This is a genomic window from Brevundimonas sp. Marseille-Q4549 (assembly GCF_976940555.1).
In genome coordinates, this window is record NZ_CDRHXG010000001.1 from 227246 (window position 1) to 252618 (window position 25373).

Below are 25373 nucleotides of genomic sequence, written 5' to 3' on the forward strand. Positions count from 1 at the left end.
ACCTCAGCGGCGCTTGCCGCCGGTCAGCATCTTGAGCAGCAAAAGGCCGGCGCCGGCGACCGACAGGGTCGTGACCAGCGGACGCTTGCGCGCCTCGGCCGCGACGGTGCGGGCCTTGTCGCGGTAATCGGCGGGCGCCTTTTCCACCAGGCGGTCGATGGCGTCCATGGCCTTGCCGAAGGTCTCCAGCGAGCGGCCCTTGGCGTCGTTGAAGGCGCCTTCGACCTGCATCTTCTGGTCGCCGACCAGATTACCGAAAGCCTTCTGCGCCTTGCCCTGCACCTGCGCAGCGGCGCCGTTGATCTGTTCGTCGGTCATGATGTCATCCTCGGGGAGAAGTGCGGCGCTTTTCGCCGTTGCACATCAAAATCCCGGTTCCGCTTTCGGTTCCAGAAAGGCTTCGGCGCCGCCCCGATTTCAACCCTGCTTTCAGGCCGGCTCCACCGCCCGCCAGTGGTCCAGACGGCGCAGGAAGACGGCCGGGTCCTTGGGCGTCACCAGATTGGCCGGATCGTGGAAGATGCGGTCGTGCAGACGGGTCGCCGTAAACCGCAGCGCCGCCGCTTCGCCGAGACGCGGCAGGGCCGCCCGCTCGACCGCGCTCAGGGGCCGCACGGCCTCGTAGCCGCGCTGGAAGGCGGCCAGGGCCTGCGGCTGCGCCCGCCCTTCGGCGTCGAACCCCCAGGCCGACAGGGCGATGGCCAGATCATAGGCGAAGGCGCCGTCGCAGCCGAAATAGAAGTCGATGACGGCCGAAACCGCCCCGTTCTCGAACAGCACATTGTCGGGGAAATAGTCGGCGTGGATCGCCCCGCCCGGCAGATCGTCCGTGAACGGATCACCCAGCCGCGCCAGCCCCGCCTCCACCTGTTTCAGCAGACCCCGATCCGTGTCGGAGGCGCGCGCGACGCCCTCGGCGCACCGATCCGCCAGCCGCCGCCAGGCCGCCGGCCCCACCGGATTGGCCCGCCGCAACGGAAAGTCGGCCGCCGCCAGATGCAGTTGCGCCAGGACCGCGCCCGCCGCCGCCTGATCCGCCTCGCCCGGCGCCCTCAGCCAGGCGCCGGTCTTCCATTCGATCACCGCCGCCGCCCGGCCGTTCAGTTGACCCAGCCACTGTCCCGCCCGATCCTCGACGGGCATGGGGCAGGAAAAGCCGCGCCCGGCCAGATGCGCCGTCAGCCCCAGGCAGAACGGCAGGGAGGCCGCGTCGGTCCGCCCCTCGAACAGGGTCAGGACGAACCGCCGGGCCACGCCGTCCCGCACCGTGTCCAGTCGATAGTTGGTGTTCTCCACCCCCTCGGCGATGGCGGTCAGCGACACGGGCCGACCGATGTCGTAGCCGAGCAGGAACGCCCTGGCCTGGGCCAGGCTGACGGGGGTGAAGATGGCCATGACCCTAGTTCAGTCCCGCATCGGCGCGACGCGCGCGCACGATCTCGGCCAGATCCGCCATGATGCTCTCGGTCGTGGCCCAGCGCCCGGCGCCGCGTCCCCGGCACCGCCACACCCGCCCGTCGGCGCCATAGACCTTCAGCGCATTGCCCTCGCCGCGCAGGCCCGAGAACAGGGGATCACCGTGGTCCGCCGTCAGCCGCACCGACGGCGTCACCACCCCGTCCTTCAGATGGGCGGCGCCGATCTGGCGAACCCCGCCGTCGGCCGAGGTCGTCTCGGACAGGGCGTCGCGCGACACCTCGCCGTCCGGCGAGCGGCCGAAGGCTTCGTGGCACAACAGCCGCACCTTGGCCGCCGCATCCAGCCCTTCCAGATCCGCCGACGGATCTTCCTCGGCGAAGCCCGCCGCGCGGGCGTCGGCTAGGGCCTCGGCGAAGGCCGCGCCGTCGCCCAGCCGCTCCAGCATGAAGTTGACCGTGCCGTTCAGCACCGCCTCGAAACCGACCACCTCGCCCGCCGCGCGGGCCGCGCGCACCGTCTCGATCATCGGCGAGCCGCCGCCGACCGAGGCCGACCAGAAGACGCGCCGGCCATGCTGTTTCGCCAGCGCCTGCAGGCCGCCGGGATCGCGACTGACCGCCTGTTTGTTGGCGCTGGCCACGTCGCAGCCGGCCTCCAGCGCGGCGCGGATCACCGCATGGCCCGCCTCGCCCTCGGACAGGGCCTCCAGCACGATGTCGGGCTTGCGCGACAGCAGATCCTCGGCGCTGGCCGTGAACAGCGAGGCCGGACAGGCCACGTCGCGCGCCTTGTTCGGATTGCGCACCAGCACGCCCACCACGTCGTAGCGCGGATCGACCAGCAGCCGACCCAGCACCCCGCCGCCGACCACGCCGCAGCCGGCGACCGCCACCTTCAGCGGCGGCAGGGCCGGGGCCGGGCCGGGGGGCGCCGACCTTGCGCCGATGACCGTGCCGTCCGCCCGGTCCAGCGCCGCCACCTCGATCTCCACCCCCCGGCTTTCGCCCAGGTCGATGGCGTCGTGCTGGACCAGGGCGCCGCCAAGCTTGCGCGCCACGTCCCAGGACGCCCGGCGATAGCGCAGGGCCGGGGCGCTCTTGTCGTTGGGATCGTGGTCGTAGAGGCCGTCCACGTCCTTGACCAGCCGCACCTTCTTCAGCCCCAGTTCGGCCGCCAGGAACACCGCCGTCAGGTCCGATCCGCCGCGTCCCAACAGGGCCACCTTGCCGTCAGGCCGGACCGCGCCGAAGCCGGGGACCACCACCACTTCGTGCCGGTCCAGCGCCTGTTTCAGATGGTCGGGCCGCAGGCCGCAGGGGCGCGAATGTTCCGGCTCGCCCTCCGCCACGATGCCCAACTCCCTGACCGACAGGGCGCAGGCGTCCAGGCCGATCCGGTCGCAGGCGATGGCGACCAAAGCCGCCGACTTCTCCTCGCCCAGGGCCACGTATCCGGGCAGCAGGTCGTTGGAATGGGCCAGGCCCAGCGCCCTTGCCTCGCCCAGCAGCCGGTCGGTCGCCCCGCCGAAGGCCGAGACCACCGCAACCACCTTCCGTCCCGCCCGCACATGGCCGTAGACGGCCGAGGCGACCAGGGGCGCCTCCGCCGGGCTGCGCAGGATGGACGATCCGAACTTCAGCACCACCACCTCGGCGGCGGGTTCGGGCGCCCGCAGATGGTCGGGATCGAGCGGTTCGGGTTTCTCTACGACGGCGAGGGAGGCGGACATCGGGATTTCTCGGAGTTCTGGATGGGGAGCGTGGGGTGAAAAGAAAAACCCCGCCTGGCGGACCGGGCGGGGTTCGGGTTCTGCGGTCGCCTGTGTTCGGCGCGCTAAACTCGTCCCGCCCGTCTGGGCATGGTGGTGGTGCCGGTCGTGCCGCCGATAATGGTTCCACCGAGGATCGCGCCCATGCCGAAGGCCGTCGCGGCGAAGCCGGCGACGGTGGAAACTTCGACGATGAACGAGCGCTGCGGCACGGGACGGGTCCGGTTGAAATCTTGGCCTAGGGTGATTGGCGCACCCCTGGTCTGTCAAGCAGGCTTGGATGATTTTTTCACGACGCGACCATTTTCATCCATTTCGCACCCGATGCACCCACGCAACACCGCGATAAAGGTGGAATTTTCCGCTTGACCGGCGCCGCCCGTTTGATCAACGTAAAGTCACTCATCAAGACCGGCTGAGGGATTAGGCCCTTTGACGCCGGGGCAACCATCGGGTTCCGCCCGAAACGGTGCCAACTCCTGCGGGGTCCTTCGGGACCGCGAGAGATGAGTGGAGCATCGGCGAGGCGACGCTCCACGATCTGTCACCGCATCGAGACCTTGCTGGGCGAGAACGATGCGGACGACGATTGATGACCCTGGCTGAAACATCCCTGCTTGAAGAGCCCTTCTGTCGGCCCCAGCCGCTCGACGCCCCCGTCGCCGCGCCGGTTCGCGAACGCGGCGGCGCCCGCGACGTCATCGTCCCCATCCCCGCCGACTTCCGCCTGGCCTCGGGCGAAAAGCTGAGCCAGCCCAATATCGTGGGCCGCCTGCACGGTCGGGCCGGGGCGCCGGTCGTCGTCGTCGCCGGCGGCATCTCGGCGGGACGTTTCGTCCATCGCACCGAGACCAACGGCTTGGGCTGGTGGTCGGGCGCCGTGTCGGTGCGCGGCCCCATCGACCTGTCACGCTATCAGGTTCTGGCCGTCGATTTCGCGCCGGGGGCCGAGTTCTCGGACACGCCCGTCACCATCACCACCCATGACCAGGCCCGCCTGCTGGCCCTGGTGCTGAACCATCTGAAGATCGAGCGCGTCGCCGCCTTCGTCGGCTGCTCCTACGGCGGCATGATCGGCCTGGCCTTCGCCGAGCTTTATCCCGACTGGGCCGATCAGCTGATCGTCGTCTCGGCCGCCCACCGCGCCCATCCCCAGGCCACCGCCTGGCGCGGCATCCAGCGCCGCATCCTGCAGTTCGCCGTCGCCACCGGCCGCCCGGAGGAGGGCGTCGCCCTGGCCCGCGAACTGGCCATGACCACCTATCGCACGGCCGAGGAGTTCCACGACCGCTTCGACACCACCGCGCCCGCGGCCGTCGGCGGCGCCTATCCCGTCTGCGACTATCTGACGGCGCGGGGCCAGGCTTACCGGACCCACACCACCCCGGCCCGCTGGCTATCGATGTCCGATTCCCTGGACCGCCACAGCGTGACCCCGGAGAAGATCAAAACCCCCGTCACCCTGATCGGCTTCACCTCCGACCGGCTGGTGCCGATCGACGACATCCGCGAACTGGCCGCGCGGTTGCCGACCCTGTGGCGCTTCGTCGAGGCGCCCTCCCTCTATGGCCACGACGCCTTTCTGAAGGAGGACGCCTTCGTCGGCGACATCCTCCGCGCCGCCTTCAAGGACATCAAAGCATGACCCGTATCGCCAATCCGCACACCATCGCCGCCCGCACGGGCGTGGATACGGACACGGCCCACGGCGCGGTCATGCCGCCGCTCTATCTGTCGTCCAACTATTCGTTCGCCGGTTTCGACCAGAAGCGGAAATACGACTACAGCCGCTCGGGCAATCCGACGCGCGACGTGCTGGCCGAGACCTTGGCCGAGCTGGAAGGCGGCGCCGGCGCCGTCATCACCGCCACCGGCATGGCCGCCGTCGACCTGCCCCTGACCCTGCTTCAGCCGGGCGACCTGCTGATCGCGCCGCACGACTGCTACGGCGGCACCTGTCGCCTGCTGAACGCCCGCGCGCGCCAGGGCCATTTCGAGCTGCTGCTGGTCGATCAGGGCGATCCGGAGGCCCTGGAGAAGGCGCTGGCGCTGAAGCCCAAGCTGGTGCTGGTCGAGACCCCGTCCAACCCCCTGCTGCGTCTGGTCGATGTCGCCGACATCTGCACCCGCGCCCATGCGGCGGGCGCCAAGGTCGTGTGCGACAACACCTTCCTGTCGCCGGCGCTGCAGAACCCGATCAAGCTGGGCGCCGACTTCGTGGTCCACTCGACCACCAAATTCATCAACGGCCATTCGGACGTGGTCGGCGGCGCGGTCATCTCGGCCGACGCCGAGGATCACCAGACCCTGGCCTGGTGGGCCAACTGCACCGGCGTGACCGGCTCGCCGTTCGACGCCTATCTGACCCTGCGGGGCGTGCGCACCCTGTTCGCCCGCATCGAGCGCCAGCAGGCCACGGCCGGCAAGATCGCCGAGCGGCTGAGCGCCCACCCTGCCGTCAAGGCCGTCCACTATCCGGGCCTGAAGTCCCACCCCAACCACGCCCTGGTCGCGACCCAGCAGGCCGGTCCCGGCGCCATGCTCAGCTTCGAGCTGAACGGCGGCACGGAGGCCGTGCGCGAACTGGTCGAGACGCTGGAGATCTTCACCCTGGCCGAATCGCTGGGCGGGGTCGAAAGCCTGATCGCCCACCCCGCCACCATGACCCACGCCGCCATGACGCCGGAACAGCGCGCCACGGCCGGGATCGGCGACGGCCTCGTGCGGCTGTCGGTCGGACTGGAGCATGTCGAGGATCTGATCGCCGACCTGTTCCCGGCGCTGGACGCCCTCGTCCCGGCGAAGGCGGAAGCGGCGTAATTTTTCGCTTGCAGGAGGGACCGAACCGGGGCAAATGCGCCGCCCCGGCCGCGGTCCCTTCGTCTATCGGTTAGGACGTCAGGTTTTCAACCTGAAAAGAGGGGTTCGATTCCCCTAGGGACTGCCACCGGCGCCGTCTTTCTCCGGTCATCGTCGAGCTTTCGCTCCGATCACGGATTAAGATTTCAGTAACCATTTTGTTCGGATCGCGGCGGTAAGTCTTTCGATTCACGGACTTTTTTCGGACGCAGTCCGGAACTATCCACAGGGACTGTGGTTAATCCCACGTTACCTCGGCGCAGAAGCGCTCTCCCCTCCTGACCCGAGACATCCATGTTCATCGCCATCGCCCGCCCGGCGGTGGAGCCCCAAGGCCCCGACGCCGTCGCCGTCCCCGGCTCTCCCGCCATCGCCGAACTGTCGCCCCGCGCCCTGCATGCGCGCCTGCTTGAAAACGCCGCCTTGCGCCGCATGCGCGGACTGGAGCGCCGCCGAGAGCGCCGCCTGGACGACGCCGACTACTGGCTGCACGCCGCGCCGCTTGCGGTACGAAAGGCCAGCGCCCTGCGCGAAGAGCGCAGCTTCGCTCCCCTGCCCTAGATCAAGCGCCAGATCAGCGCAGTTCGGGCGTGCGGCGTCGCAGCGAGGCCTTCATCTTGGCCCACTTCTGACCCGCCGACTTCGGCCGCACCCGCTTGCGATGCTCCAGTCCTCCGCCCCAGCGGGCGTGGACCGGCGCGTCCAGATGCGGATGGCGGTCGTGCTGGTGGACGATGGGGCTGGCCGTGCCGTCCGGATTGACGACCCGGCCGTCGACGAACGCCAGCCGCTCGCCCGGCGTCAGCCCCAGGGTGGCGACCCGGCCGTAGTTGGGCTGGATGCTCGACGAGACCAGTCCCTGATGGACCGCCAGGTTGAAGGCCGCCTGGTCCGCGCCGAAGGCCCCGCCGATCTCGGACCGGGGCGTGGCCGCCAGCGACAGGATCAGCCGCGACAGGCGTGCGACCTCGACCCGCGTCCCGACCAGGGTTCCCACGCACAGACAGGGCCGGTCCGCGACGGCGGCGGCCAGCCCCTCGCCGAACAGGGCGCGCAGATATTTCATGTTGAAGGCGTGCTCGGCCAGCGGCCCGTCCGCCTCCACGAAGGCCTCCAGCCCCTGCGGCGCGGGCGCAAACGGCGGGGCCTGGAAGATCACGTCGCGCACGTCGCAGGCCAGGGCCGCGCCCGGCCGGTCGCCCAGCAGGCCGGCGAAGGCCACGAACCGCTGCATCACCGGATGCGGCGCCCAACCGCGCCAGACGGGCGCGTCGACGGCGGTGACGCCGTTCTGGGTCAGAAAGGCGCGCAAATCCGGTTCGTCATCGACCACCAGGGCGACCGGCCCATCGAACACCGCCCGCAGCGACAGGACGAAGGGGGCGATGTCGGCGGCGTCGTAGCCGGTGGCGTAGCCGACAACCACGTCCCCGTCCGGCAGGGGTTCGAACGCTTGCGTCGCCGCCAGCGCCTGGGCCAGCCAGTCCAGATAGTCCGACCGCGCCGCCCCCTGTTTCATGGCCTCAGCGGTCGCCCATCAGTTCGGCGAAACGATCGAACAGATACAGGCTGTCGGTCGGTCCGGGCGAGGCCTCGGGGTGGTGCTGGACGCTGAAGATCGGCTTGTCCTTGACCGCGATTCCGCAGTTGGTGCCGTCGAACAGGCTGACGTGGGTTTCGGTCACGGCCTCGGGCAGGCTGTCGCGGTCCACGGTGAAGCCGTGGTTCATCGACACGATCTCGACCTTGCCGGTGGTCAGGTCCTTGACCGGATGGTTGGCGCCGTGGTGGCCCTGCTCCATCTTCACCGTCTTCGCGCCCAAGGCCAAAGCCAGCATCTGGTGGCCCAGGCAGATGCCCATCAGAGGCTTGCCGCTGGCGACCAGCTTCTGGATCTCGGGCACGGCGTATTCGCCGGTCGCGGCCGGATCGCCCGGACCGTTCGACAGGACCACGCCGTCGGGATTGCGGGCCAGAATCTCTTCCGCCGTCGTCGTCGCGGGAACCACGGTGATCTTGGCGCCGGTCGAGGCCAGGGCGCGCAGGATGTTGCGCTTCACCCCATAGTCGATGACCACCACCGCCTTGCGACCCACGGTCCGGGGATGCCCATCCGGCCATTCCCACAGCCCCTCGTCCCAGTCGAACGCCTGCAGCGTCGAGGCGCGCTTGGCCAGGTCCAGGCCGACCAGGCCGGTCCAGGCCCGTGCCTGGGCGACCAGGGCGTCCAGATCGAAATTGCCCTCGGGATCGTGGGCGATCACCGCATGGGGGGCGCCCTTGTCGCGGATGATCTTGGTCAGGGCGCGGGTGTCGACGCCCGCCAGACCGACCACGCCGCGCCGCTTCATCCAGTCGTCGAAGCTGGCGTCGGAGCGATAGTTGGCCGGATCGGTCGGGACGTCGCGGAAGATGGCGCCGCGCGCCGAGGTGTCGGACCCGCCGCCCATCTGTTCGATGTCTTCGACGTTCGTGCCGACATTGCCGATGTGCGGGAAGGTGAAGGCCAGGATCTGGCTCATATAGGACGGGTCGGTCAGGATTTCCTGATAGCCGGTCATGGCGGTGTTGAAGACCACCTCGCCCAGGGCCGAACCCACGGCGCCGACGCCGATCCCCTGCAGGATGGTGCCGTCCGCAAGCGCCAGAACGCCGGTCGCGCCCGGAAGAATCGTCGTCGTCATGGGCGCGCTCCTAAACTCGAATCCGGCCCGAAAGACGGCCGAAGGCAAACGGCGGCGTCGTTAAGCCCTGCGGCCTTCCCCGTCAACGCAAGGTTCAACGCCCGTCGCTGATCGACGGGGGGCCGTCCAGGCGGAAGGTCGCCGTGACCCCGCCCTGTGCATGGGGCGCCAGCCAGACGTCGAACAGGCCCGGCTCGATCCTATAGGTCTCGTCCGCCCCGATGAAGCCCAGTTGGCGGGCGTTCAGGGTGAAGCGCACCTTCTGGCTCTCGCCCGGCTTCAAGCTCACGCGCTTGAAGTCCTTCAGCAGCCGCCCTGGCTGGGTCAGGCTGGCGACGCGGTCGTGGATATAGAGCTGCACCAGCTCCTCGGCCGGGTGCGGACCGGCGTTGGTCACGGTCACGGCCAGGTCCAGCGTCCCGGTCCAGGGCAGGACGTCGCTCTCCATCTCGATGGGGCCATAGGTCACGTCGCCGTAGCCGAGGCCGAAGCCGAACGGATAGAGCGCCGTATTGGTCGTCTCGCGGTAGCGGGCCTTGTATTCCTCGCTGGCCAGATCGGGGTTGGCGGGCCGGCCCGTCGTCTTGCGGTCGTAGGAATAGGGCTGCTGGCCCGACTTGTGCGGAAAGCTGATCGGCAGGCGTCCCGACGGGCCGTGGTCGCCGAAGATCACGTCCGCGACGGCGTTGCCCATCTGCTCGCCCAGGAACCAGGTCACGACGATGGCCTGGGCGTTCTTCACATTGCCCTCCAGCGCCAGGGCCCGCCCGTTGCGCAGCAGGACGACCATCGGCTTGTTCAGGGCCGCCATGGCGTCGACCAGGGCCATTTGCGGCGCCGGCACGACGATCTCGGTGCGCGACTGGGCCTCGCCCGACATATTGGTGGATTCGCCGATGGCCAGGACGATGACCTCGGCGTCGCGGGCGGCGGCGACGGCCTGCTCGATGCCGCCGTTCAGCGGCGTCTCGACGCCCGAACCGCGCGCGATCGTCAGGTTCCGCGGATCGCTCATCGCCGCGCGGAAACCCGCCTCCAGCGAGATGCGGCGCGCGGGATCGCCCCAGATGGTCCACGGCCCCCAGACATTGTCCACATCGTCCGCGAACGGGCCGATGAGGGCGATCTTCTGGCTCTTCTTCAGCGGCAGCAGACCGCCCTGGTTCTTCAGCAGGACCACCGACTTGCGGCCGGCTTCCCGCGACAGGGCGATATGGTCGCTCGACCCGACCAGCGCCTTTTCGCGCACCGGGTCCGTGCCGCGATAGGGGTCGTCGAACAGGCCCAGGGCCGCCTTGACGTGCAGAACGCGGCGCACCGCCTCGTCCAGCCGCGCCATCGACACCTCGCCCGAGGCCACGAGGCCGGGCAGATGCTGCATGTAAAGGCCCGACACCATCGACACGTCCACCCCGGCGTTGAACGCCAGTCGTGCGGCGTCGCGGCCGTCCTCGGCGAAGCCGTGGGCGATCAGTTCCTGCTCGGAGGTGTAGTCGGAGACCACGAACCCTTCGAAGCCCCATTCGCCGCGCAGGATGTCGGTCAGCAGGCGTCGGCTGCCCGACGCCGGCACTCCGTTCACATCGTTGAAGGCGCTCATGATCGACAGACAGCCCGCGTCCACCGCCGCCTTGAACGGCGGCAGGAAGACCCCGCGCAGCGTCTGCTCGCTCATGTCGGTGGTGTTGTATTCGACCCCGCCCATCGCGGCGGAATAGCCGGCCATGTGCTTGGCCGTGGCCAGGACGGCGTCGCGGTCGTCCAGCCCCTTTTCGCCCTGGAAGCCGCGCACCCGCGCTGCCGCCAGCAGATTGTTCAGCAGAACGTCCTCGCCCGCGCCCTCGACATTGCGGCCCCAGCGCTGGTCGCGCGCCACGTCCACCATGGGGGCATAGGTCTGGTGAACGGCCGAGGCGGCCGTCTCCATCGCCGCCGCCCGCGCGGTCCGGTACGCCAGTTCGGTGTCGAACGCCGCCGCCTCGGCCAGGGGCACCGGGAAGATGGTCGACAAGCCGTGGATCACGTCGGCGGCGAACAGCAGCGGAATCTTCAGCCGCGATTCCTCCATCGCGACGCGCTGGATGCGACGGCCCGCCTCGGCGCCGATGCCGTTGAACAGCGACCCGACCTTGCCCTCGCGGATCAGGGCGGTGACGCGCGCCGGGTCGCCCGTGCCGTCCAGCGGGTTCACCGCTGTCGGCATCCAGCGGAAGGGATCAGCCAGCAGGTTCAGCTGCCCCGCCTTCTCCTCCACGGTCATGGCCGCGATCAGATCCTCGATCCGCTGGCGATGACGTTGAACGGTACGAGCGATTTCAGCGGAAGCAGGCATGGGGAAGACTCCGGCGCCCATCAGGGTCAGAAGACCCAGGCCAGACAGGAAATTTCTACGGGAAGCCGCGGTCTTGAGGGGTCGCGTCTTTGTCATGGCGCTCCGGGGGTCTCTGGACGAGGCGAAGTCTTGGCCTAGCCTTCCGGACCCGCCCGGTTCAACCCCTGGCGGCGATGTAAATGATGTAACAGTCGAACGTCGGTCGGCTATGTTTTCACCTCCCACGCGCCTTCATCCCAGAGCGATGTCCAGAAACATCATCCCGACCAGGCCGATCATCAGGCCGATCATCGACCCTTCGCCTTTGGACTGTTCGCGGGTCTCGGGAATGATCTCGGCGGTGACGACATAGATCATGGCTCCCGCCGCCAGACCCAGGCCCCACGGCAGGGCGCCGGGAACCATATCCACCACGCTGGCCCCGATCAGGCCGCCCACCGGCTCGACCAGACCGGACGCCAGCGCCGCCAGAAAGGCCGGCCAGCGTCCATAGCCCAGGGTCGCCATCGCCGCCGACACGGCTAAGCCCTCCGGCATGTTCTGGATGCCGATGCCGATGGCCGTGGACAGGCCCTGATGCATGTCGCCGCCGCCGAAGCTGACACCCACCGCCGCCCCCTCGGGAAAGTTGTGCAGGGTGATGGCGATGATGAACAGCCAGATGCGCCGCGACAGGTGGCGCGATCCCGCCGGCCCGATGGCCAGCATGTCGACCGGCGCGAAACGGTTCATCAGGCCGATCACCGCCGCCCCGATCAGCACCGCCGTCGCCATGACCCCGGCGGCCGCCGCCTGCCCCGCGCCGCCCGCCTCCAGCACCTCCACGCCGGGAATGATCAGCGAAAAGAAGGACGCCGCCAGCATGACCCCGGCGGCGAAGCCCAGCAGGGCGCTCTGGGTCTGCACCCCCGGCTTGCGGAAGAACAGCAGCGGGACCGCCCCCACCGCCGTCATCATGCCCGCCGCCAGACTGCCCAGCGTTCCGGCCATGATCGGGGCCAAACCGCCGGAGGCAGGGAAAAGGGATTCCATCATCCGCCTGCATTGCGGTGCGACGCGGCAAGAGACAAGCGGTAAAGCGCGCGTTAGAGACACCGTCATGTCGTCCGCCGCCGCCCAGCCCCTGACCCTAGACGCCGCCTCCGCCCTGGACGGCGCGCGCCGCATCGTGGTCAAGATCGGCTCGTCCCTGCTGATCGACGCCGAGACGCGGCGGCCGACGCGCGACTGGCTGACGGCCATGGCCGCCGATATCGCCGCGCTGAGGGCCAGGGCGCGCGAGGTGATCGTCGTCTCTTCCGGCTCCATCGCCCTGGGCCGGGGCCGCCTGCCGGACCTGGGCGCGCGGCTGGAGGACAAGCAGGCGGCGGCCTCGGTCGGTCAGTCGCTGCTGATGGCCGCCTGGTCCGCCGCGCTGGAGCCGCACGGCCTGATCGCCGGCCAGGTGCTGCTGACCCGCGACGACACCGAACGCCGTAGGCGGTGGCTGAACGCCCGCGCCACCGTCCAGGCGCTTCTGGCCCACGGGGTCGTGCCCATCGTCAACGAGAACGACACGGTGGCGACCGAGGAAATCCGTTACGGCGACAACGACCGCCTGGCGGCGCGCACGGCCCAGCTGGCGCGGGCGGACCTGCTGGTCCTGCTGTCGGATGTGGACGGCCTCTACACCGCCGACCCGCGACGCGACGCGAACGCCGCCCACCTGCCGCTGATCGAGAGCCTGACCCCCGACATCCTGGCCATGGGCGGGGGCGCCAACGCCGATGCGGGTGTGGGAACCGGCGGCATGGCCACCAAGCTGGCGGCGGCCCAGATCGCGCGCTCGGCCGGTTGCGCCACCCTGATCGCCTCGGGCCAGACGCTTTCGCCGCTGAGCGCCATTCGCGACGGCGCCCGCGCCACCCTGATCGCCGCGCCCGACGGGCCGATGGCCGCCTACAAACAGTGGATCGCCGGCAGTCTGTCGCCGACCGGAACCCTGACGCTGGACCCCGGCGCCGTCGCCGCCCTGCGCGCCGGAAAGAGCCTGCTGTCCGCCGGGGTCGCCGCTCTGTCCGGCGCCTTCGAAAAGGGCGACTGCGTGCGCCTGATCGACGCCGATGGCCGGGCCGTCGGCGTGGGCCTGGCCGCCTATGCGGCGGACGAGGCCGCCCGTATTCGGGGCCGCCGCTCCGACGAGATCGAGGCCGTGCTGGGCTATCGCGGCGCCTCTGTTCTGATCCACCGCGACGACATGGTGCTGGACGACCGATGACCGACCTTTCGACCTCCATGCTGGAGATGGGCCGCCGCGCCCGCGCCGCCGCCACGGCCCTGCGCGAAGCCCCGGCCGCCGCCCGCACCCGCGCCCTGACCGCCCTGTCCGAAGGGCTCGCGGCGGCCGAAACCGACATCCTGGCCGCCAACGCCCGCGACGTGGCGGCCGCCCGCGCGGGCGGCATGAGCGAGGCCCTGATCGACCGGCTGTCGCTGAGCCCCGCCCGCATCACCGGCATGGTCCAGGCCGTCGCGACCATCGCCGCCGTGCCCGATCCGCTGGGGGTCGAGACCGAACGCTGGACCCCCGCCAACGGCCTGGACATCGCCCGCGTCCGCACCCCCATCGGCGTGCTGGGCGTGATCTATGAAAGCCGGCCCAACGTCACCGCGGACGCCGCCGCCCTGTGCATCCGCTCGGGCAATGCGGCCATCCTGCGCTGTGGTTCGGACTGTCTGCAGTCGTCCCTGGCCATCGCGACCGTGATCGCCGAAGCCCTGGCCGAGGCCGGTCTGCCCGCCGATGCGGTGCAGTTGGTCGACACGCCGGATCGCGCGGCGGTGGGCCTGATGCTGACCGGGCTGGACGGCGCCATCGACGTCATCGTGCCGCGCGGCGGCAAGAGCCTGGTCGCCCGCGTCCAGACCGAGGCGCGGACGGCGGTTCTCAGCCATCTGGAGGGGCTGAACCACACCTATCTGCACCAATCGGCCGATCTGGAGACGGCCCGCGCCCTGGTGCTGAACGCCAAGATGCGGCGCGTCTCGGTCTGCGGCGCCACCGAGACCCTGCTGGTGGACCGGGCGGCGGCCCGGCGCCTGCTGCCCCCCGTCGCCGCCGACCTGATCGCCGCCGGCTGCGAACTGCGCGGCGACGCCGAGGCGCAAGCCCTGGTCCCCGGCATGGTCGCGGCGGTCGAGGCCGACTGGCTGACCGAATATCTGGCCCCCATCCTGGCCGTCCGCGTCGTCGCGGACATGGACGCCGCCGTCGACCACATCGCCCGCTACGGCTCGGGCCACACCGAGGCCATCGTCGCCACCGACGCTGAGGCTGCCGAACGGTTCGCCGCCCGGATCGACAGCGCCATCGTCCTGATCAACGCCTCGACCCAGTTCGCCGACGGCGGCGAGTTCGGCTTCGGCGGCGAAATCGGCATTTCCACCAACCGCCTCCACGCGCGCGGCCCCGTCGGCGCCGAACAGTTGACCACCTACAAATACGTCGTGCGCGGCCAGGGCCAGACCCGGCCCTGACAGCGAAAAGCCGGAAGCGTTTCCGCCTCCGGCTCTTCGTCTCTCATTTCATCTCGGCCTCAAGCAGCGCGAAGCGCGATAGGCCCGGCAAGAAGGCCTATGCCCTGCCCTTGGGTAGGGCATAGGCGATGACGTAATCGCCCTCCGGCGTCTGCATGAAGTGATGGCCGGCGGCGACGATCACCAGATACTGGCGGCCATCCTGCTCGTAGATCATCGGATTGGCCTGGCCGCCGGCGGGCAGGACGTCGGACCAGATCGTCTTGCCGGTCTCGATGTCGATGGCGCGGATCAGGTCGTCGGTCGCCGAGGCGATGAAGATCAGCCCGCCCGCCGTGACCACCGAGCCGCCGTTGTTGGGCGTGCCGATCTCCAGCGGCAACATCGAGGGGATGCCGAACGGTCCGTTCTTGCGCGCCGTGCCGAACGGGCGGTCCCACAGGGTCCGGCCGCTGACCACGTCGATGGCGCGGATGCCGCCATAGGGAGGCTGTTTGCACAGCAGACCCGTAAACGGCAGGCGCCAGCCGGCGTTGACGTCGATGGCGTAGGGCACGCCCTCCTGCGGATCGCCCGCGCCCTCGGCCTTGGACAGATTGCCGCCCCGGTTGGCCAGTTCCTTCTCGCGCTGGATGTAGCGGGGGTCGTCGCGCGAGAACCAGCCCAGCTTGTCGGCCACGGCGCGGGGCACCAGGCGATTGTAGTTGGGCATGTCGTTATAGTTGGCGACGATCACGCCACGGCGGGGGTCCAGGGCGACGCTGCCCCAATCCGAGCCGCCGTTGTAGCCAGGGTATTGGATCCAGCGACGGTCGACCGTGGGGGCGGTGAACTCGCCCTCGTAGGACGCCTTCTTGAACTGGATGCGGCAGATCATCTGGTCGATGGGCGACATGCCCCACATGTCCCGCTCGGTCAGGACCGGCTTGGCCAGGCTGTTGAACAGGGAATAGGGCTGGGTCCGCGCGCGCTGGGCCGGTTCGACCCCGCCGCCGGGCGCCATCCGGTCCTCGACGCCGTGCAGCGGCTGGCCCGTGCGGCGATCCAGCACGAAGATCTCGCCCCGCTTGGACGGCAGGATGACCGCCGGGGTCACGCCGCCGCCGGTCGGCAGGTCCACCAGCGTGACCTGCGAGCCCAGATCATAGTCCCAAACGTCGCGGCGCACCGTCTGATAGCTCCAGCGCGGCTTGCCGGTCGTGACGTCCAGCGCGACCAGGGCGCTGGAATACTGATCCTCGGCTGGACGGCGCAGGCTGGAATAATAGTCCGCGGCCGAGTTGCCCATCGGCAGATAGACCAGGCCCAGGGCCTCGTCGCCCGTCGCCGTCGTCCACATGTTCGGCGTGCCGGGGGTATAGGTCTGACCCGCCGGCGGGGCGGTCGTGATGTCGGGCCGCATCATGTCCCAAGCGAAGCGCAGCTTGCCTGTCACGGCGTCATAACCCTGGATCACGCCGGACGCGTTCCAGCGCTTCTGCCCGTCCAGCACCTGATGTCCGGTGACGATGACGCCGCGCACGATGACCGGCGCCGAGGTGATCGACACCATGCCGGGGTAGGGATTGCCCATCCCTTCCTTGATGCTGACCGCGCCATTGGTTCCGAAGGCCGGGCAGGGCGCGCCGGTCCTGGCGTCCACGGCGATGATGCGGCCGTCCAGCGTGCCTTCGATCACACGGGTGGCGCAGGGCTGGGCCTGATCGACGTTCGGCACGGCGTAATAGGTCACGCCCCGGCAGGCGGCCGTATAGGGGATCTGGTCGTCCGGCACCTTGGGATCATAGGCCCACTTCTGCTGACCGGTGGCGGCGTCCAGGGCGAACATCTTGTTGCGCGCCGAGCAGAGATAGACGGTGTTCCCGATCTTCAGCGGCGTCGTCTCGGCGCCCCAGCGTTCGCCCGGCAGATCGCCGGTGCGGAAGGTCCAGGCACGCTGCAGCTGCCCCACATTGTCCTTGTTGATCTGGGTCAGCGGCGAATAGCGTTGGGCGGCGTCCGAGCCGCCATAGGCCGGCCAGTCCATCCCCGCCTTGGTCAGGGCCGGATCGCCGAACGGACCGCGCGGCCCCGGCACGGGGCTGTCGACGCCGGGCCGGTTGACCTGGCCGACCGCGAAACCGAACACCACCGTGGCGAGGGCCACGCCGATCGCCGCCAGCCCTGCACGCTTGCCCTTGCCGGGTTTCAGCACCGGCAAGGTCGCCAGGACCAGGAACATCAGGACCAGCGGCCCGACCAGGCGCGGGATCAGCGCCCAACCGTTCAGACCCCGCTCCCACAACGCCCAGACCAGGGTCAGAAGAAAGATCGCGCCGTAAAGCCAGGCCCCGCGCACATCCCGATAGACAAGCAAAAGGCCCGAGACGATCAGCCCCAGGCCCGCGAGCAGATAGTACCAGGAGCCGCCCAGCATCATGAGCTGAGCCCCGCCGACGGTCAGCACCACGCCGATGACCGCCAGCACGATCCCCAGAAGCAGGGTCAGCCAGCCGCCCAGGCTGGCGGGGGTGGTCCAACGCGGCATGGTCGAGCTCCTGTCTAGGTTAGAACCTGCCAACGCACCAATATGGGGCTGGTTCCTAATGTCGCACCACGGAACCAAAATCCTGTTGCCCCGCACAACGCGATTTCGGCACGATCCTCCGATTTTTAGAAAATGAAAGGATGTTTATTGCTATTTTTTCCGGCAAACTCCCGATAATACGATAATATTTGCCTTTACGCCTGGCTTTGCGGCATATGCGAGACATGCATAAGACCCTGAAGCAAGGCGGGACATTCGTCGTCGAACCCCGCCGCCTGTCCAAGGCCTCGGCCGAGCTGCGCGCGCGCGGGTTCGGAGAGATCACGATGCCGCCCTCGACCGAGACGGCCGAGAAACAGGCGTCGCGCTGCACCGACTGCGGCGTGCCGTTCTGCCAGAACGCCTGCCCGCTTCAGAACAACATTCCCGACTGGCTTCGTCTGTCGGCCGAGAACGAGGCGCGCGAAGCCTGGCGCGTGTCGTCCCAGACCTCGACCATGCCCGAAATCTGCGGCCGCATCTGCCCGCAGGACCGGCTGTGCGAGGGCGGCTGCACCCTGAACCAGTCCGGCTGGGACGCCGTGACCATCGGCTCGGTCGAGGCCTGGCTGGGCGATCAGGCGTGGGAGAAGGGCTGGGTCGAACCCATCCGCCCCGCCGCCGAACGCGGCGAGACCGTGGGGATCGTCGGCGCGGGTCCGGCCGGCCTGGCCGCCGCCGACCGGCTGCGTTCCGAAGGCTATCAGGTCACGGTCTATGACCGGCACGACCGCGCGGGCGGCCTGCTGATCTACGGCATCCCCGGCTTCAAGCTGGAGAAGCACGTGGTCCAGCGCCGCGTGGATCGTCTGGCCGAGGGCGGCGTCCGCTTCGTGCTGGGCTGCGAGGTCGGCAAGGACGTCACCCTGACCGAGTTGCGCGATCGCCATGACGTCGTGCTTCTGGCCATGGGCGTCTATCAGCCGCGCATCCTGTCGGCGCCCGGTCGCGGGCCGGATTCGACGGTCGAGGCCCTGTCCTATCTGACGCATCAGAACCGCCGCGACCTGGGCGACGCCGAACAGGACGGCTGGCACGAGGCGCGCGGCAAGCGGGTGGTCGTGATCGGCGGCGGCGACACCGCCATGGACTGCGTCCGCACCGCCATCCGTCAGGGCGCGGCCAGCGTCACCTGCCTCTATCGCCGCGACCGCGAGAACATGCCCGGCTCGGCCCGTGAAGTGATCAATGCGGAAGAGGAAGGCGTCGTCTTCGAATGGCTGGGCGCGCCCAAGGCCCTGCTGTCGCAGGGTGACAAGGTCACGGGCGTCCGCGCCGCGCGGATGCAGTTGACCGAGGCCGCTCCGGGTCAGCGTCGCGACATCGTGCCCGTCCCCGGCGCCGACTTCGACGTGCCGGCCGACATCGTCATCGAGGCGCTGGGCTTCTCGCCCGAGCCGTTCGCGGCGCATGAGCCGAACTTGCGCCTGCGTGATGACGGCACGATCAAGGTGGGCTCGGTCAGCTTCGCCACCAGCCTGCCCGGCGTCTTCGCCGCCGGCGATGCGGTGCGCGGCGCCTCCCTGGTCGTCTGGGCCGTCCGCGAAGGCCAGGACGCCGCCGCCGAGATCGACCGCTACTTCAAGACCCGCACCGAGGAGGTCGCGGCATGACCTGGTTAGACACCTACAACGAAACCCGCGACCGGCTGGAAGCCGCAAACGCCTATGACCGCAGCTCGGAACGCGACGCCTGCGGCGTGGGCCTGGTCTGCTCCATCGACGGCACGCCGCGCCGCGACGTGGTCGACTATGCGATCCGCAGCCTGAAGGCCGTGGCCCACCGGGGCGCGGTCGATCCCGACGGCCTGTCAGGCGACGGCGCGGGCATCATGGCCGAACTGCCGCAAGGCTTCTTCGCCGAACAGGTGGCCTCCATCGGCCAGTCCCTGCGTCCTGGGCCGATCTGCGTCGGCCAGGTCTTCCTGCCGCGCACCGACCTGGGCGCCCAGGACCGCGCCCGCGCCATCGTCGAGACCGAGGCCCTGCGCGGCGGATTCTGGATCTATGGCTGGCGCCAGACGCCCATCGACCTGTCGGTCGTGGGAACCAAGGCCGGCGCGACCCGGCCCGAGATCGAACAGATCATGCTGGCCCCGCCGCTGGACGACGCAGGCCGGCCGCTGGACGGCGAGGCGCTGGAGCGGGAACTGTATCTGTGCCGCCGCCGCATCGAGAAGACGGTCAAGACCGAGAACCTGGCGGGCGTCTATATCTGCACCCTGTCCGCCCGCTCCATCGCCTACAAGGGCATGGTGCGCGCCGAACTGCTGGGCGACCTGTATCCCGATCTGGAAGACCCGCGTTTCGTCTCGGCCTACGCCGTCTTCCACCAGCGCTATTCGACCAACACCTTCCCCGAATGGAAGCTGGCCCAGCCCTTCCGCATGTTGGCCCACAACGGCGAGATCAATACGCTGAAGGGCAATCTGAATTGGATGAAGTCGCACGAGATCCGCATGGCGGCCGGCGCCTTCGGCGACCGCGACCGCGAGGTCAAGCCGGTGGTCCAGCCGGGCGGATCGGACTCTGCCGCGCTCGACAACGTCATGGAGGTGCTGGTCCATGCCGGTCGCCCCGCACCGATGGCCAAGGCCCTGCTGATCCCCGAAGCCTGGGCCAAGGACGATGTGGTCATGCCCGCCGAACACCGGGCCTTCTACGCCTATTGCAATGCGGTGATGGAGCCGTGGGACGGCCCGGCCGCCATCTGCGCCGCCGACGGCCGCTGGATCGTGGCGGGCAAGGACCGCAACGGCCTGCGTCCCCTGCGCGCCGTCGAGACCGTCGACGGCCTGCTGATGGCGGGGTCCGAGGCCGGTCTGGTGCCGATTCCCGAAAGCCGGGTGAAGCGCCGCCTGCACATCGGCCCCGGCAAGCTGATCGCCGTCGATCTGAAGCATGGCCGCGTCTATGACGAGCATGAGGCCATCGACGCCCTGTCCGCCGCCCACCCCTATGAGGCGTGGCTGGACAATATGGTCGATCTGGAGCCGATCATCGGCCCAGGGCCGGAACCGCGCTCGGCCTCGGGCGAGGCCCTGACCCGCCGTCAGATCGCCGCCGGCTACAGCCGCGAGGATCTGGACCTGCTGCTGGACGCCCTGGTGCGCGACGGCAAGGAGGCGGTCGGCTCCATGGGCGACGACGCCCCGCCCGCCGTCCTGTCGGCCCTGCCGCGTCCGCTGAGCCATTATTTCCGCCAGAACTTCTCGCAGGTGACGAACCCGCCCATCGACCCGCTGCGTGAAGCGGGCGCCATGAGTCTGAAGACCCGGTTCAAGAACCTGGGCAATATCCTGGCCGAGGAAGAGGCCCAGACCGACGTCTTCGTGCTGGACAGCCCGGTCCTGACCAACGGCATGTACGAGCGGATGATCGAGACGGTCGGCGCCGGTTCGACCGTGGTCATCGACTGCAGCTACGCCCTGCCGACCGACGACGCCCGCCCCGGCGCCGGTCTGCGCGCCGCCCTGGACCGCATCATGGACGAGGCCGAGGCCGCCGCCCGCGACGGCGCCGCCCTGATCGTCCTGACCGACCAGCACGGATCGGCGGATCGTCTGGCCGCGCCGATGATCCTGGCCACGGCCGGGGTCCACGGCCGCCTGACCAAGGCCGGTCTGCGCTCCTACTGCTCGATCGTGGTCCGCACCGCCGAGACGCTGGACCCGCACGGGTTCGCCGTCCTGGTCGGGGTGGGCGCCACCACCGTCAACGCCTGGCTGGCCCAGGACCTGTTCCAGGAGCGTCTGGACCGGGGCCTGTATCCCGGCCTGACGCTGCGCGACGCCTGTCTGAACTACAAGGCCGGTATCGAGGCGGGCCTGCTGAAGACCTTGGCCAAGAAGGGGATCAGCGTCATCTCCGCCTATCGCGGCGGCTGCGAGTTCGAGGTGCTGGGCCTGTCGCGGGCCCTGACGGCCGAGTTCTTCCCCGGCGCCCCGTCACGCATCTCCGGCATCGGCCTGGCCGGTCTGGAGCAGGCGGCGATGAAGCGGCACAAGGTGGCCTGGGGCGAGGCCGTGCCCTCGCCCGCCATCGGCGGCTTCTTCAAGATTCGCGCGGGCGGCGAGGCCCACGCCCATGAGGCCAAGACCATCCACCTGCTGCAGGACGCCTGCAACCGCGGCGACTATCGCCGCTTCAAGCAGTTCTCCGAGGTCGTCCGCGCCCAGGCCGACCTGTCCCTGCGCGACCTGCTGGACTTCCGCGAAGGCACGCCCATTCCTCTGGACCAGGTCGAGAGCGTGTCGGACATCCGCCGCCGCTTCCTGACCCAGGCCATGTCGCTGGGCGCCCTGGGGCCAGAGGCGCACGAGACGCTGAACATCGCCATGAACCGCATCGGCGCCCGCTCGGTCTCGGGCGAGGGCGGCGAGGATCCGGAACGGTATCACCCGCGCCCGAACGGCGACGACGCCAACTCGGCGGTCAAGCAAGTGGCCTCGGGCCGGTTCGGCGTCACTGCCGAATATCTGAACCAGTGCCGCGAGATCGAGATCAAGGTGGCCCAGGGCGCCAAGCCCGGCGAGGGCGGCCAGCTGCCCGGCTTCAAGGTCACGGAATTCATCGCCCGGATGCGCCACGCCGTGCCCGGCACGACCCTGATCAGCCCGCCGCCGCACCACGACATCTATTCGATCGAGGACCTGGCCCAGCTCATCTACGACCTGAAGGCCATCAACCCCGATGCGCGGGTGACGGTGAAGCTGGTGTCCGCCTCGGGCATCGGCGCCATCGCCTCCGGGGTGGCCAAGGCCAACGCCGACGCCATCCTGATCGCCGGCCACAACGGCGGCACAGGCGCCTCGCCTCAGACCTCGATCAAGCACGCCGGCCTGCCGTGGGAGATCGGTTTGGCCGAGGCCCATCAGGTGCTGACGCTGAACAATCTGCGCGGCTCAGTGACGCTGAGGACCGACGGCGGGGTCCGCACCGGCCGCGACGTGGTCATCGCCGCCATGCTGGGGGCCGAGGAATACGGCGTCGGCACCGCCGCCCTGATCGCAATGGGCTGTCTGATGGTGCGCCAGTGCCATTCCAACACCTGCCCCGTCGGCGTCTGCTCCCAGGACGAGCGGCTGCGCGAGAAGTTCACCGGCACCCCGGACAAGGTGGTCAATCTGTTCACCTTCATCGCCGAGGAGACGCGCGAAATTCTGGCCTCGATCGGCGCCCGGACGATGGACGAGATCATCGGCCGCACCGACCTGCTGCGTCAGGTGCGTCGCGGCGGCTCGCATCTGGACGATCTGGACCTGAACCCCCTGCTGGTTCAGGTGGACGAGGGCGCGGCCGGCAAATGGGCCGACAAGACGGCCCGCAAGCCCATCGCCGAAAGCCTGGACGCGCGGGTGCTGAAGGACGCCGTCCGCTTCCTGGATCGCGGCCAGACGCTGGAACTGTCCTATCCGCTGAACAACACCCAGCGCACGGTCGGCGCCGCCCTGTCGTCCGCCATCGTGCGGCGCTTCGGCGCGCAGGGGCCTGCCGGGCGGCTGAAGCTGCGTCTGGAAGGCATCGCGGGCCAGAGCTTCGGCGCCTTCGCGGCCAAGGGTCTGGAACTGCACCTGACGGGCGAGGCCAACGACTATGTCGGCAAGGGTCTGTCGGGCGCCGAAATCTCGGTCCGCACACCGGAATGGCGCGAGGACCAGCTGATCTGCGGCAACACCACCCTGTACGGCGCGACCTCCGGCCGCCTGTTCGTCGCCGGCGCGGCGGGCGAGCGATTCGCGGTCAGGAACTCGGGCGCGGAAGCCGTGGTCGAGGGTCTGGGCGCGCACGGCTGCGAATATATGACCGGCGGCCGCGTGGTCGTTCTGGGTCCGGTCGGCTGGAACCTGGCGGCGGGCATGAGCGGCGGCGAGTTGTTCGTGCTGGACCAGCCGGGCGCCGCCGAACGCGCGCTGAACGGCGATCTGGCGGGCGTCGCCGATCTGGACGATGCGGCGGCCGAACGTCTGAAGGGCCTGATCGAGGCCCATCTGGCGGCGACCGCCTCGCCCCTGGCGCGGCGTCTGCTGAGCGATTGGGACGCCAGCCTGCAACGCTTCGTCCGCATCGCCCCCCTGACCGAGATCGTCGCCCGGTCGGAACGGCTCAAGACCTCCGCCTGACCTGGTTTTCCTCTCTCCTGCCCGAGACCGCCGCATGACCCGACCCGCCGCCCTCGCCGCCTCTCTCGCCGCGGGGGCGGCGTTCGCGGCGTCTCCAGCCCTGTCCTCGCCAGCCTGGGCCGCGCCCGCCCTTCTGCCCCATCAGGCGCCGCTGGTGCTGGACGGGGCGGCGACGGCCTGGATTCTGACCTCCACGGCCCTGGTCCTCCTGATGACCCTGCCGGGCCTGGCGCTGTTCTACGGCGGCATGGTCAGGAAGAAGAACATCATCAGCGTCATCGCCCAGTCGGCGGCCGCCTTCGCCATCGTCTCGGTGCTGTGGTTCCTGGTCGGCTACAGCCTGTCGTTCGGTCGGGGGCCGGGCGTCGTCGACGGCGTCATCGGCGGGGTGCAGGCGGCCTTCCTGAACGGGGTGACGATGCAGACGGCCAACGCCCTGCTGCCCGGTCTGCCCGAACTGCTGTTCGTCGCCTTCCAGATGACCTTCGCCATCATCACCCCGGCCCTGATCGCCGGCGCCTTCGCCGAGCGGATGAAGTTCTCGGCCAGCCTGCTGTTCTTTGGTCTGTGGCACCTGATCGTCTATGCGCCGATCTGTCATCAGGTCTGGGGCGGCGGCTATCTTGGCGGGCTGGGCGTGCTCGACTTCGCGGGCGGCGCGGTCGTCCACGTCAACGCCGGGATCGCCGGCCTGGTCTGCGCCCTGGTGCTGGGGCCGCGTCACGGCTTCGGACGCGACAACATGGCCCCCGCCAACCTGGCCTATAGCGCCATCGGCACCGGCCTGCTCTTGGTCGGCTGGCTGGGCTTCAACGCCGGATCGGCCGGGGCCGCCGACGCCCTGGCCGCCGTCGCCGCCTTCAACACCATTCTCGCCGCCGGGGCCGCCGCCCTGGGCTGGATGACGATCGAATGGTTCGACCGTAAGCGTCCCACCCTGCTGGGCCTGTTGTCCGGCGTCGTCGGCGGTCTGGTCGCCATCACCCCCGCCGCCGGCTTCGTCGATCCCAAAGGCGCCTTCTTCATCGGCCTGATCGCCGGCCCGGCCTGCTACGCGGGCGCGGTATGGCTGAAGCATGCGCTGAAATACGACGACAGTCTGGACGCCTTCGGCGTGCATGGGGTCGGCGGCGTCGTCGGCGCCCTTTTGACCGGCCTGTTCGCCACCACCAGCGTCAACGCCCTGGCCGAGGGCGCCGCCGTCTGGAAACAGGCCGTGGGCCTCCTGGGCGCCATCGCCTGGAGCGCGGTCGGCACCTTCGTCGTCCTGATGATCTGCAAGTTCACCACCGGCCTGCGCGTCAGCAAGGATCAGGAGGTCGAGGGGCTGGACTACACCCAGCACGGCGAAGCCATCCACTAGGGGCGCCTTAGCCCCGTCCGTCATCCTCGGGCTCGACCCGAGGACCGGACCATCGACCGCCTTGCGCTGGAAGCGAGGCCCAGCCTTGCGCCGCTTCTCGGTATGAGCGACTGCGCGCCTGATCCTCGGGTCGAGCCCGAGGATGACGGGACTGGAGATGACGGGATTGGGGACGACGGGATTGGGGACGACGGGCGCCCAAGAGTTGATCCCGCCCCGGCCAGCCCCCATCTTCATCTGTGATGGACGGTCTTGCCGATTGCGGGGGACCGGCCGCCGGTCGCTTTCTTGCAAGGACCCCAGATGACGACGCCTCGCACCCTCCTGTTCGACAGCCCCTTCCTTTTGGGCTTCGACCACACCCGCGCCCTGATCGACCGCGCCGCCAAGGCCGCGGCCGAGAGCTATCCGCCCTACAATGTCGAACAGATCGGCCGCACCGGCGTGCGGATCAGCCTGGCCGTCGCGGGCTTTTCGCCCGAGGAGCTGACCATCACCCTGGAAGACCGCCAACTGACCATCGCCGGCAAGCGCGACGAGGCGGCCAGGACCGAACAGGCCTTTCTGCATCGCGGCATCGCGGGGCGTGGCTTCGTCCGCAGCTTCGTCCTGGCCGACGGTCTGGAAGTCCAGGGCGCGCGGCTGGAACACGGCCTGCTGCACATCGATCTGATTCGGCCGGAAGCCGAGCGGACCGTGCGGCGCATACCCATCACGGCCGGCTGAGACGCGGCCGTCGAACCGC

18 protein-coding genes, 1 tRNA gene and 1 riboswitch are annotated in these 25373 nt (G+C 69.5%); of the genes, 10 read left to right on the plus strand and 9 right to left on the minus strand.

Annotated elements, in window-relative coordinates:
• Nucleotides 1-3 precede the first annotated feature (3 nt).
• The 4 genes from ACWPV3_RS01235 to ACWPV3_RS01250 form a co-directional block, all read right to left on the minus strand.
• The gene (locus ACWPV3_RS01235; RefSeq protein ID WP_292089212.1) at nt 4-318 is read right to left on the minus strand and encodes a CsbD family protein; all 315 of its coding nucleotides are present in this window, start codon (nt 316-318) and stop codon (nt 4-6) included.
• A 111-nt stretch (nt 319-429) separates the two neighbouring features.
• Nucleotides 430-1395: a homoserine kinase gene (gene thrB / locus ACWPV3_RS01240; RefSeq protein WP_453976530.1), complete on the minus strand. Its 966-nt coding sequence runs from the start codon at nt 1393-1395 to the stop codon at nt 430-432.
• A gap of 4 nt (nt 1396-1399) precedes the next feature.
• The gene (locus ACWPV3_RS01245) at nt 1400-3148 is read right to left on the minus strand and encodes an amino acid kinase family protein (protein WP_453976531.1); all 1749 of its coding nucleotides are present in this window, start codon (nt 3146-3148) and stop codon (nt 1400-1402) included.
• 104 nt (nt 3149-3252) lie between these two features.
• Nucleotides 3253-3399, minus strand: a complete 147-nt coding sequence (locus ACWPV3_RS01250) for a hypothetical protein (RefSeq protein WP_453976532.1) — start codon at nt 3397-3399, stop codon at nt 3253-3255.
• Nucleotides 3400-3586: 187 nt separating this feature from the next.
• Nucleotides 3587-3700: riboswitch (SAM riboswitch) on the plus strand.
• Nucleotides 3701-3779: 79 nt separating this feature from the next.
• Between ACWPV3_RS01250 and metX the strand changes: the two genes are divergently transcribed.
• The 4 genes from metX (at nt 3780) to ACWPV3_RS01270 (ending at nt 6607) form a co-directional block, all read left to right on the plus strand.
• Nucleotides 3780-4832 (plus strand): homoserine O-succinyltransferase MetX, encoded by a 1053-nt coding sequence (metX, locus tag ACWPV3_RS01255; protein WP_453976533.1) that lies wholly within the window; start codon nt 3780-3782, stop codon nt 4830-4832.
• A complete protein-coding gene (gene metB, locus ACWPV3_RS01260) occupies nt 4829-6007 on the plus strand; it encodes a cystathionine gamma-synthase (RefSeq protein WP_453976534.1) in 1179 nt (392 codons plus the stop codon). The genes metX and metB overlap by 4 nt, the downstream gene beginning before the upstream one ends.
• Before the next feature lie 52 nt (nt 6008-6059).
• Nucleotides 6060-6134 (plus strand) — tRNA-Glu (locus tag ACWPV3_RS01265).
• Nucleotides 6135-6340: 206 nt separating this feature from the next.
• Nucleotides 6341-6607, plus strand: a complete 267-nt coding sequence (locus ACWPV3_RS01270) for a hypothetical protein (protein WP_453976535.1) — start codon at nt 6341-6343, stop codon at nt 6605-6607.
• 13 nt (nt 6608-6620) lie between these two features.
• Here the strand turns inward: ACWPV3_RS01270 and ACWPV3_RS01275 are convergent, their stop codons facing one another.
• The 4 genes from ACWPV3_RS01275 to ACWPV3_RS01290 all read right to left on the minus strand — a co-directional run bounded on the left by ACWPV3_RS01275 (nt 6621) and on the right by ACWPV3_RS01290 (nt 12052).
• A complete protein-coding gene (locus tag ACWPV3_RS01275) occupies nt 6621-7565 on the minus strand; it encodes a hypothetical protein (protein ID WP_453976536.1) in 945 nt (314 codons plus the stop codon).
• Between the two features lie 4 nt (nt 7566-7569).
• Nucleotides 7570-8730, minus strand: a complete 1161-nt coding sequence (carA, locus tag ACWPV3_RS01280) for a glutamine-hydrolyzing carbamoyl-phosphate synthase small subunit (protein ID WP_453976537.1) — start codon at nt 8728-8730, stop codon at nt 7570-7572.
• A gap of 94 nt (nt 8731-8824) precedes the next feature.
• Nucleotides 8825-11062, minus strand: a complete 2238-nt coding sequence (locus ACWPV3_RS01285; protein ID WP_453976538.1) for a glycoside hydrolase family 3 N-terminal domain-containing protein — start codon at nt 11060-11062, stop codon at nt 8825-8827.
• Nucleotides 11063-11293: 231 nt separating this feature from the next.
• On the minus strand, nt 11294-12052 hold the full coding sequence (locus ACWPV3_RS01290; protein WP_453976539.1) for a ZIP family metal transporter: 759 nt from the start codon (nt 12050-12052) through the stop codon (nt 11294-11296).
• Between the two features lie 133 nt (nt 12053-12185).
• On the opposite strand from ACWPV3_RS01290, the gene proB reads away from it, so the two are divergent.
• Nucleotides 12186-13319, plus strand: coding sequence for a glutamate 5-kinase (gene proB, locus ACWPV3_RS01295; protein WP_453978482.1), 1134 nt, complete (start codon nt 12186-12188; stop codon nt 13317-13319).
• The gene (locus ACWPV3_RS01300; protein WP_453976540.1) at nt 13316-14578 is read left to right on the plus strand and encodes a glutamate-5-semialdehyde dehydrogenase; all 1263 of its coding nucleotides are present in this window, start codon (nt 13316-13318) and stop codon (nt 14576-14578) included. Before proB ends, ACWPV3_RS01300 begins: the two co-directional genes overlap by 4 nt.
• A 97-nt stretch (nt 14579-14675) precedes the next feature.
• On the opposite strand, the gene ACWPV3_RS01305 is transcribed toward ACWPV3_RS01300, so the two are convergent.
• Nucleotides 14676-17105, minus strand: coding sequence for a membrane-bound PQQ-dependent dehydrogenase, glucose/quinate/shikimate family (locus ACWPV3_RS01305; protein WP_453976541.1), 2430 nt, complete (start codon nt 17103-17105; stop codon nt 14676-14678).
• 224 nt (nt 17106-17329) lie between these two features.
• Between ACWPV3_RS01305 and ACWPV3_RS01310 the strand changes: the two genes are divergently transcribed.
• From ACWPV3_RS01310 to ACWPV3_RS01325, 4 genes are all read left to right on the plus strand, one after another.
• Nucleotides 17330-18757, plus strand: a complete 1428-nt coding sequence (locus tag ACWPV3_RS01310) for an NAD(P)-dependent oxidoreductase (protein WP_453976542.1) — start codon at nt 17330-17332, stop codon at nt 18755-18757.
• Nucleotides 18754-23265, plus strand: a complete 4512-nt coding sequence (gene gltB, locus ACWPV3_RS01315; RefSeq protein ID WP_453976543.1) for a glutamate synthase large subunit — start codon at nt 18754-18756, stop codon at nt 23263-23265. The genes ACWPV3_RS01310 and gltB overlap by 4 nt, the downstream gene beginning before the upstream one ends.
• A 34-nt stretch (nt 23266-23299) precedes the next feature.
• Nucleotides 23300-24628 (plus strand): ammonium transporter, encoded by a 1329-nt coding sequence (locus ACWPV3_RS01320; protein WP_453976544.1) that lies wholly within the window; start codon nt 23300-23302, stop codon nt 24626-24628.
• A gap of 303 nt (nt 24629-24931) precedes the next feature.
• Nucleotides 24932-25354, plus strand: a complete 423-nt coding sequence (locus tag ACWPV3_RS01325; protein ID WP_292089183.1) for an Hsp20 family protein — start codon at nt 24932-24934, stop codon at nt 25352-25354.
• The last annotated feature ends 19 nt before the right edge of the window (nt 25355-25373 follow it).

Coding starts and splice junctions, on each gene's coding strand:
- ACWPV3_RS01235 (WP_292089212.1), bottom strand. CDS start 318: ATGACCGACGAACAGATCAACGGCGCCGCTGCGCAGGTGCAGGGCAAG.
- thrB (WP_453976530.1), bottom strand. CDS start 1,395: ATGGCCATCTTCACCCCCGTCAGCCTGGCCCAGGCCAGGGCGTTCCTG.
- ACWPV3_RS01245 (WP_453976531.1), bottom strand. CDS start 3,148: ATGTCCGCCTCCCTCGCCGTCGTAGAGAAACCCGAACCGCTCGATCCC.
- metX (WP_453976533.1), top strand. CDS start 3,780: ATGACCCTGGCTGAAACATCCCTGCTTGAAGAGCCCTTCTGTCGGCCC.
- metB (WP_453976534.1), top strand. CDS start 4,829: ATGACCCGTATCGCCAATCCGCACACCATCGCCGCCCGCACGGGCGTG.
- ACWPV3_RS01270 (WP_453976535.1), top strand. CDS start 6,341: ATGTTCATCGCCATCGCCCGCCCGGCGGTGGAGCCCCAAGGCCCCGAC.
- ACWPV3_RS01275 (WP_453976536.1), bottom strand. CDS start 7,565: ATGAAACAGGGGGCGGCGCGGTCGGACTATCTGGACTGGCTGGCCCAG.
- carA (WP_453976537.1), bottom strand. CDS start 8,730: ATGACGACGACGATTCTTCCGGGCGCGACCGGCGTTCTGGCGCTTGCG.
- ACWPV3_RS01285 (WP_453976538.1), bottom strand. CDS start 11,062: ATGCCTGCTTCCGCTGAAATCGCTCGTACCGTTCAACGTCATCGCCAG.
- ACWPV3_RS01290 (WP_453976539.1), bottom strand. CDS start 12,052: ATGGCCGGAACGCTGGGCAGTCTGGCGGCGGGCATGATGACGGCGGTG.
- ACWPV3_RS01300 (WP_453976540.1), top strand. CDS start 13,316: ATGACCGACCTTTCGACCTCCATGCTGGAGATGGGCCGCCGCGCCCGC.
- ACWPV3_RS01305 (WP_453976541.1), bottom strand. CDS start 17,105: ATGCCGCGTTGGACCACCCCCGCCAGCCTGGGCGGCTGGCTGACCCTG.
- ACWPV3_RS01310 (WP_453976542.1), top strand. CDS start 17,330: ATGCATAAGACCCTGAAGCAAGGCGGGACATTCGTCGTCGAACCCCGC.
- gltB (WP_453976543.1), top strand. CDS start 18,754: ATGACCTGGTTAGACACCTACAACGAAACCCGCGACCGGCTGGAAGCC.
- ACWPV3_RS01320 (WP_453976544.1), top strand. CDS start 23,300: ATGACCCGACCCGCCGCCCTCGCCGCCTCTCTCGCCGCGGGGGCGGCG.
- ACWPV3_RS01325 (WP_292089183.1), top strand. CDS start 24,932: ATGACGACGCCTCGCACCCTCCTGTTCGACAGCCCCTTCCTTTTGGGC.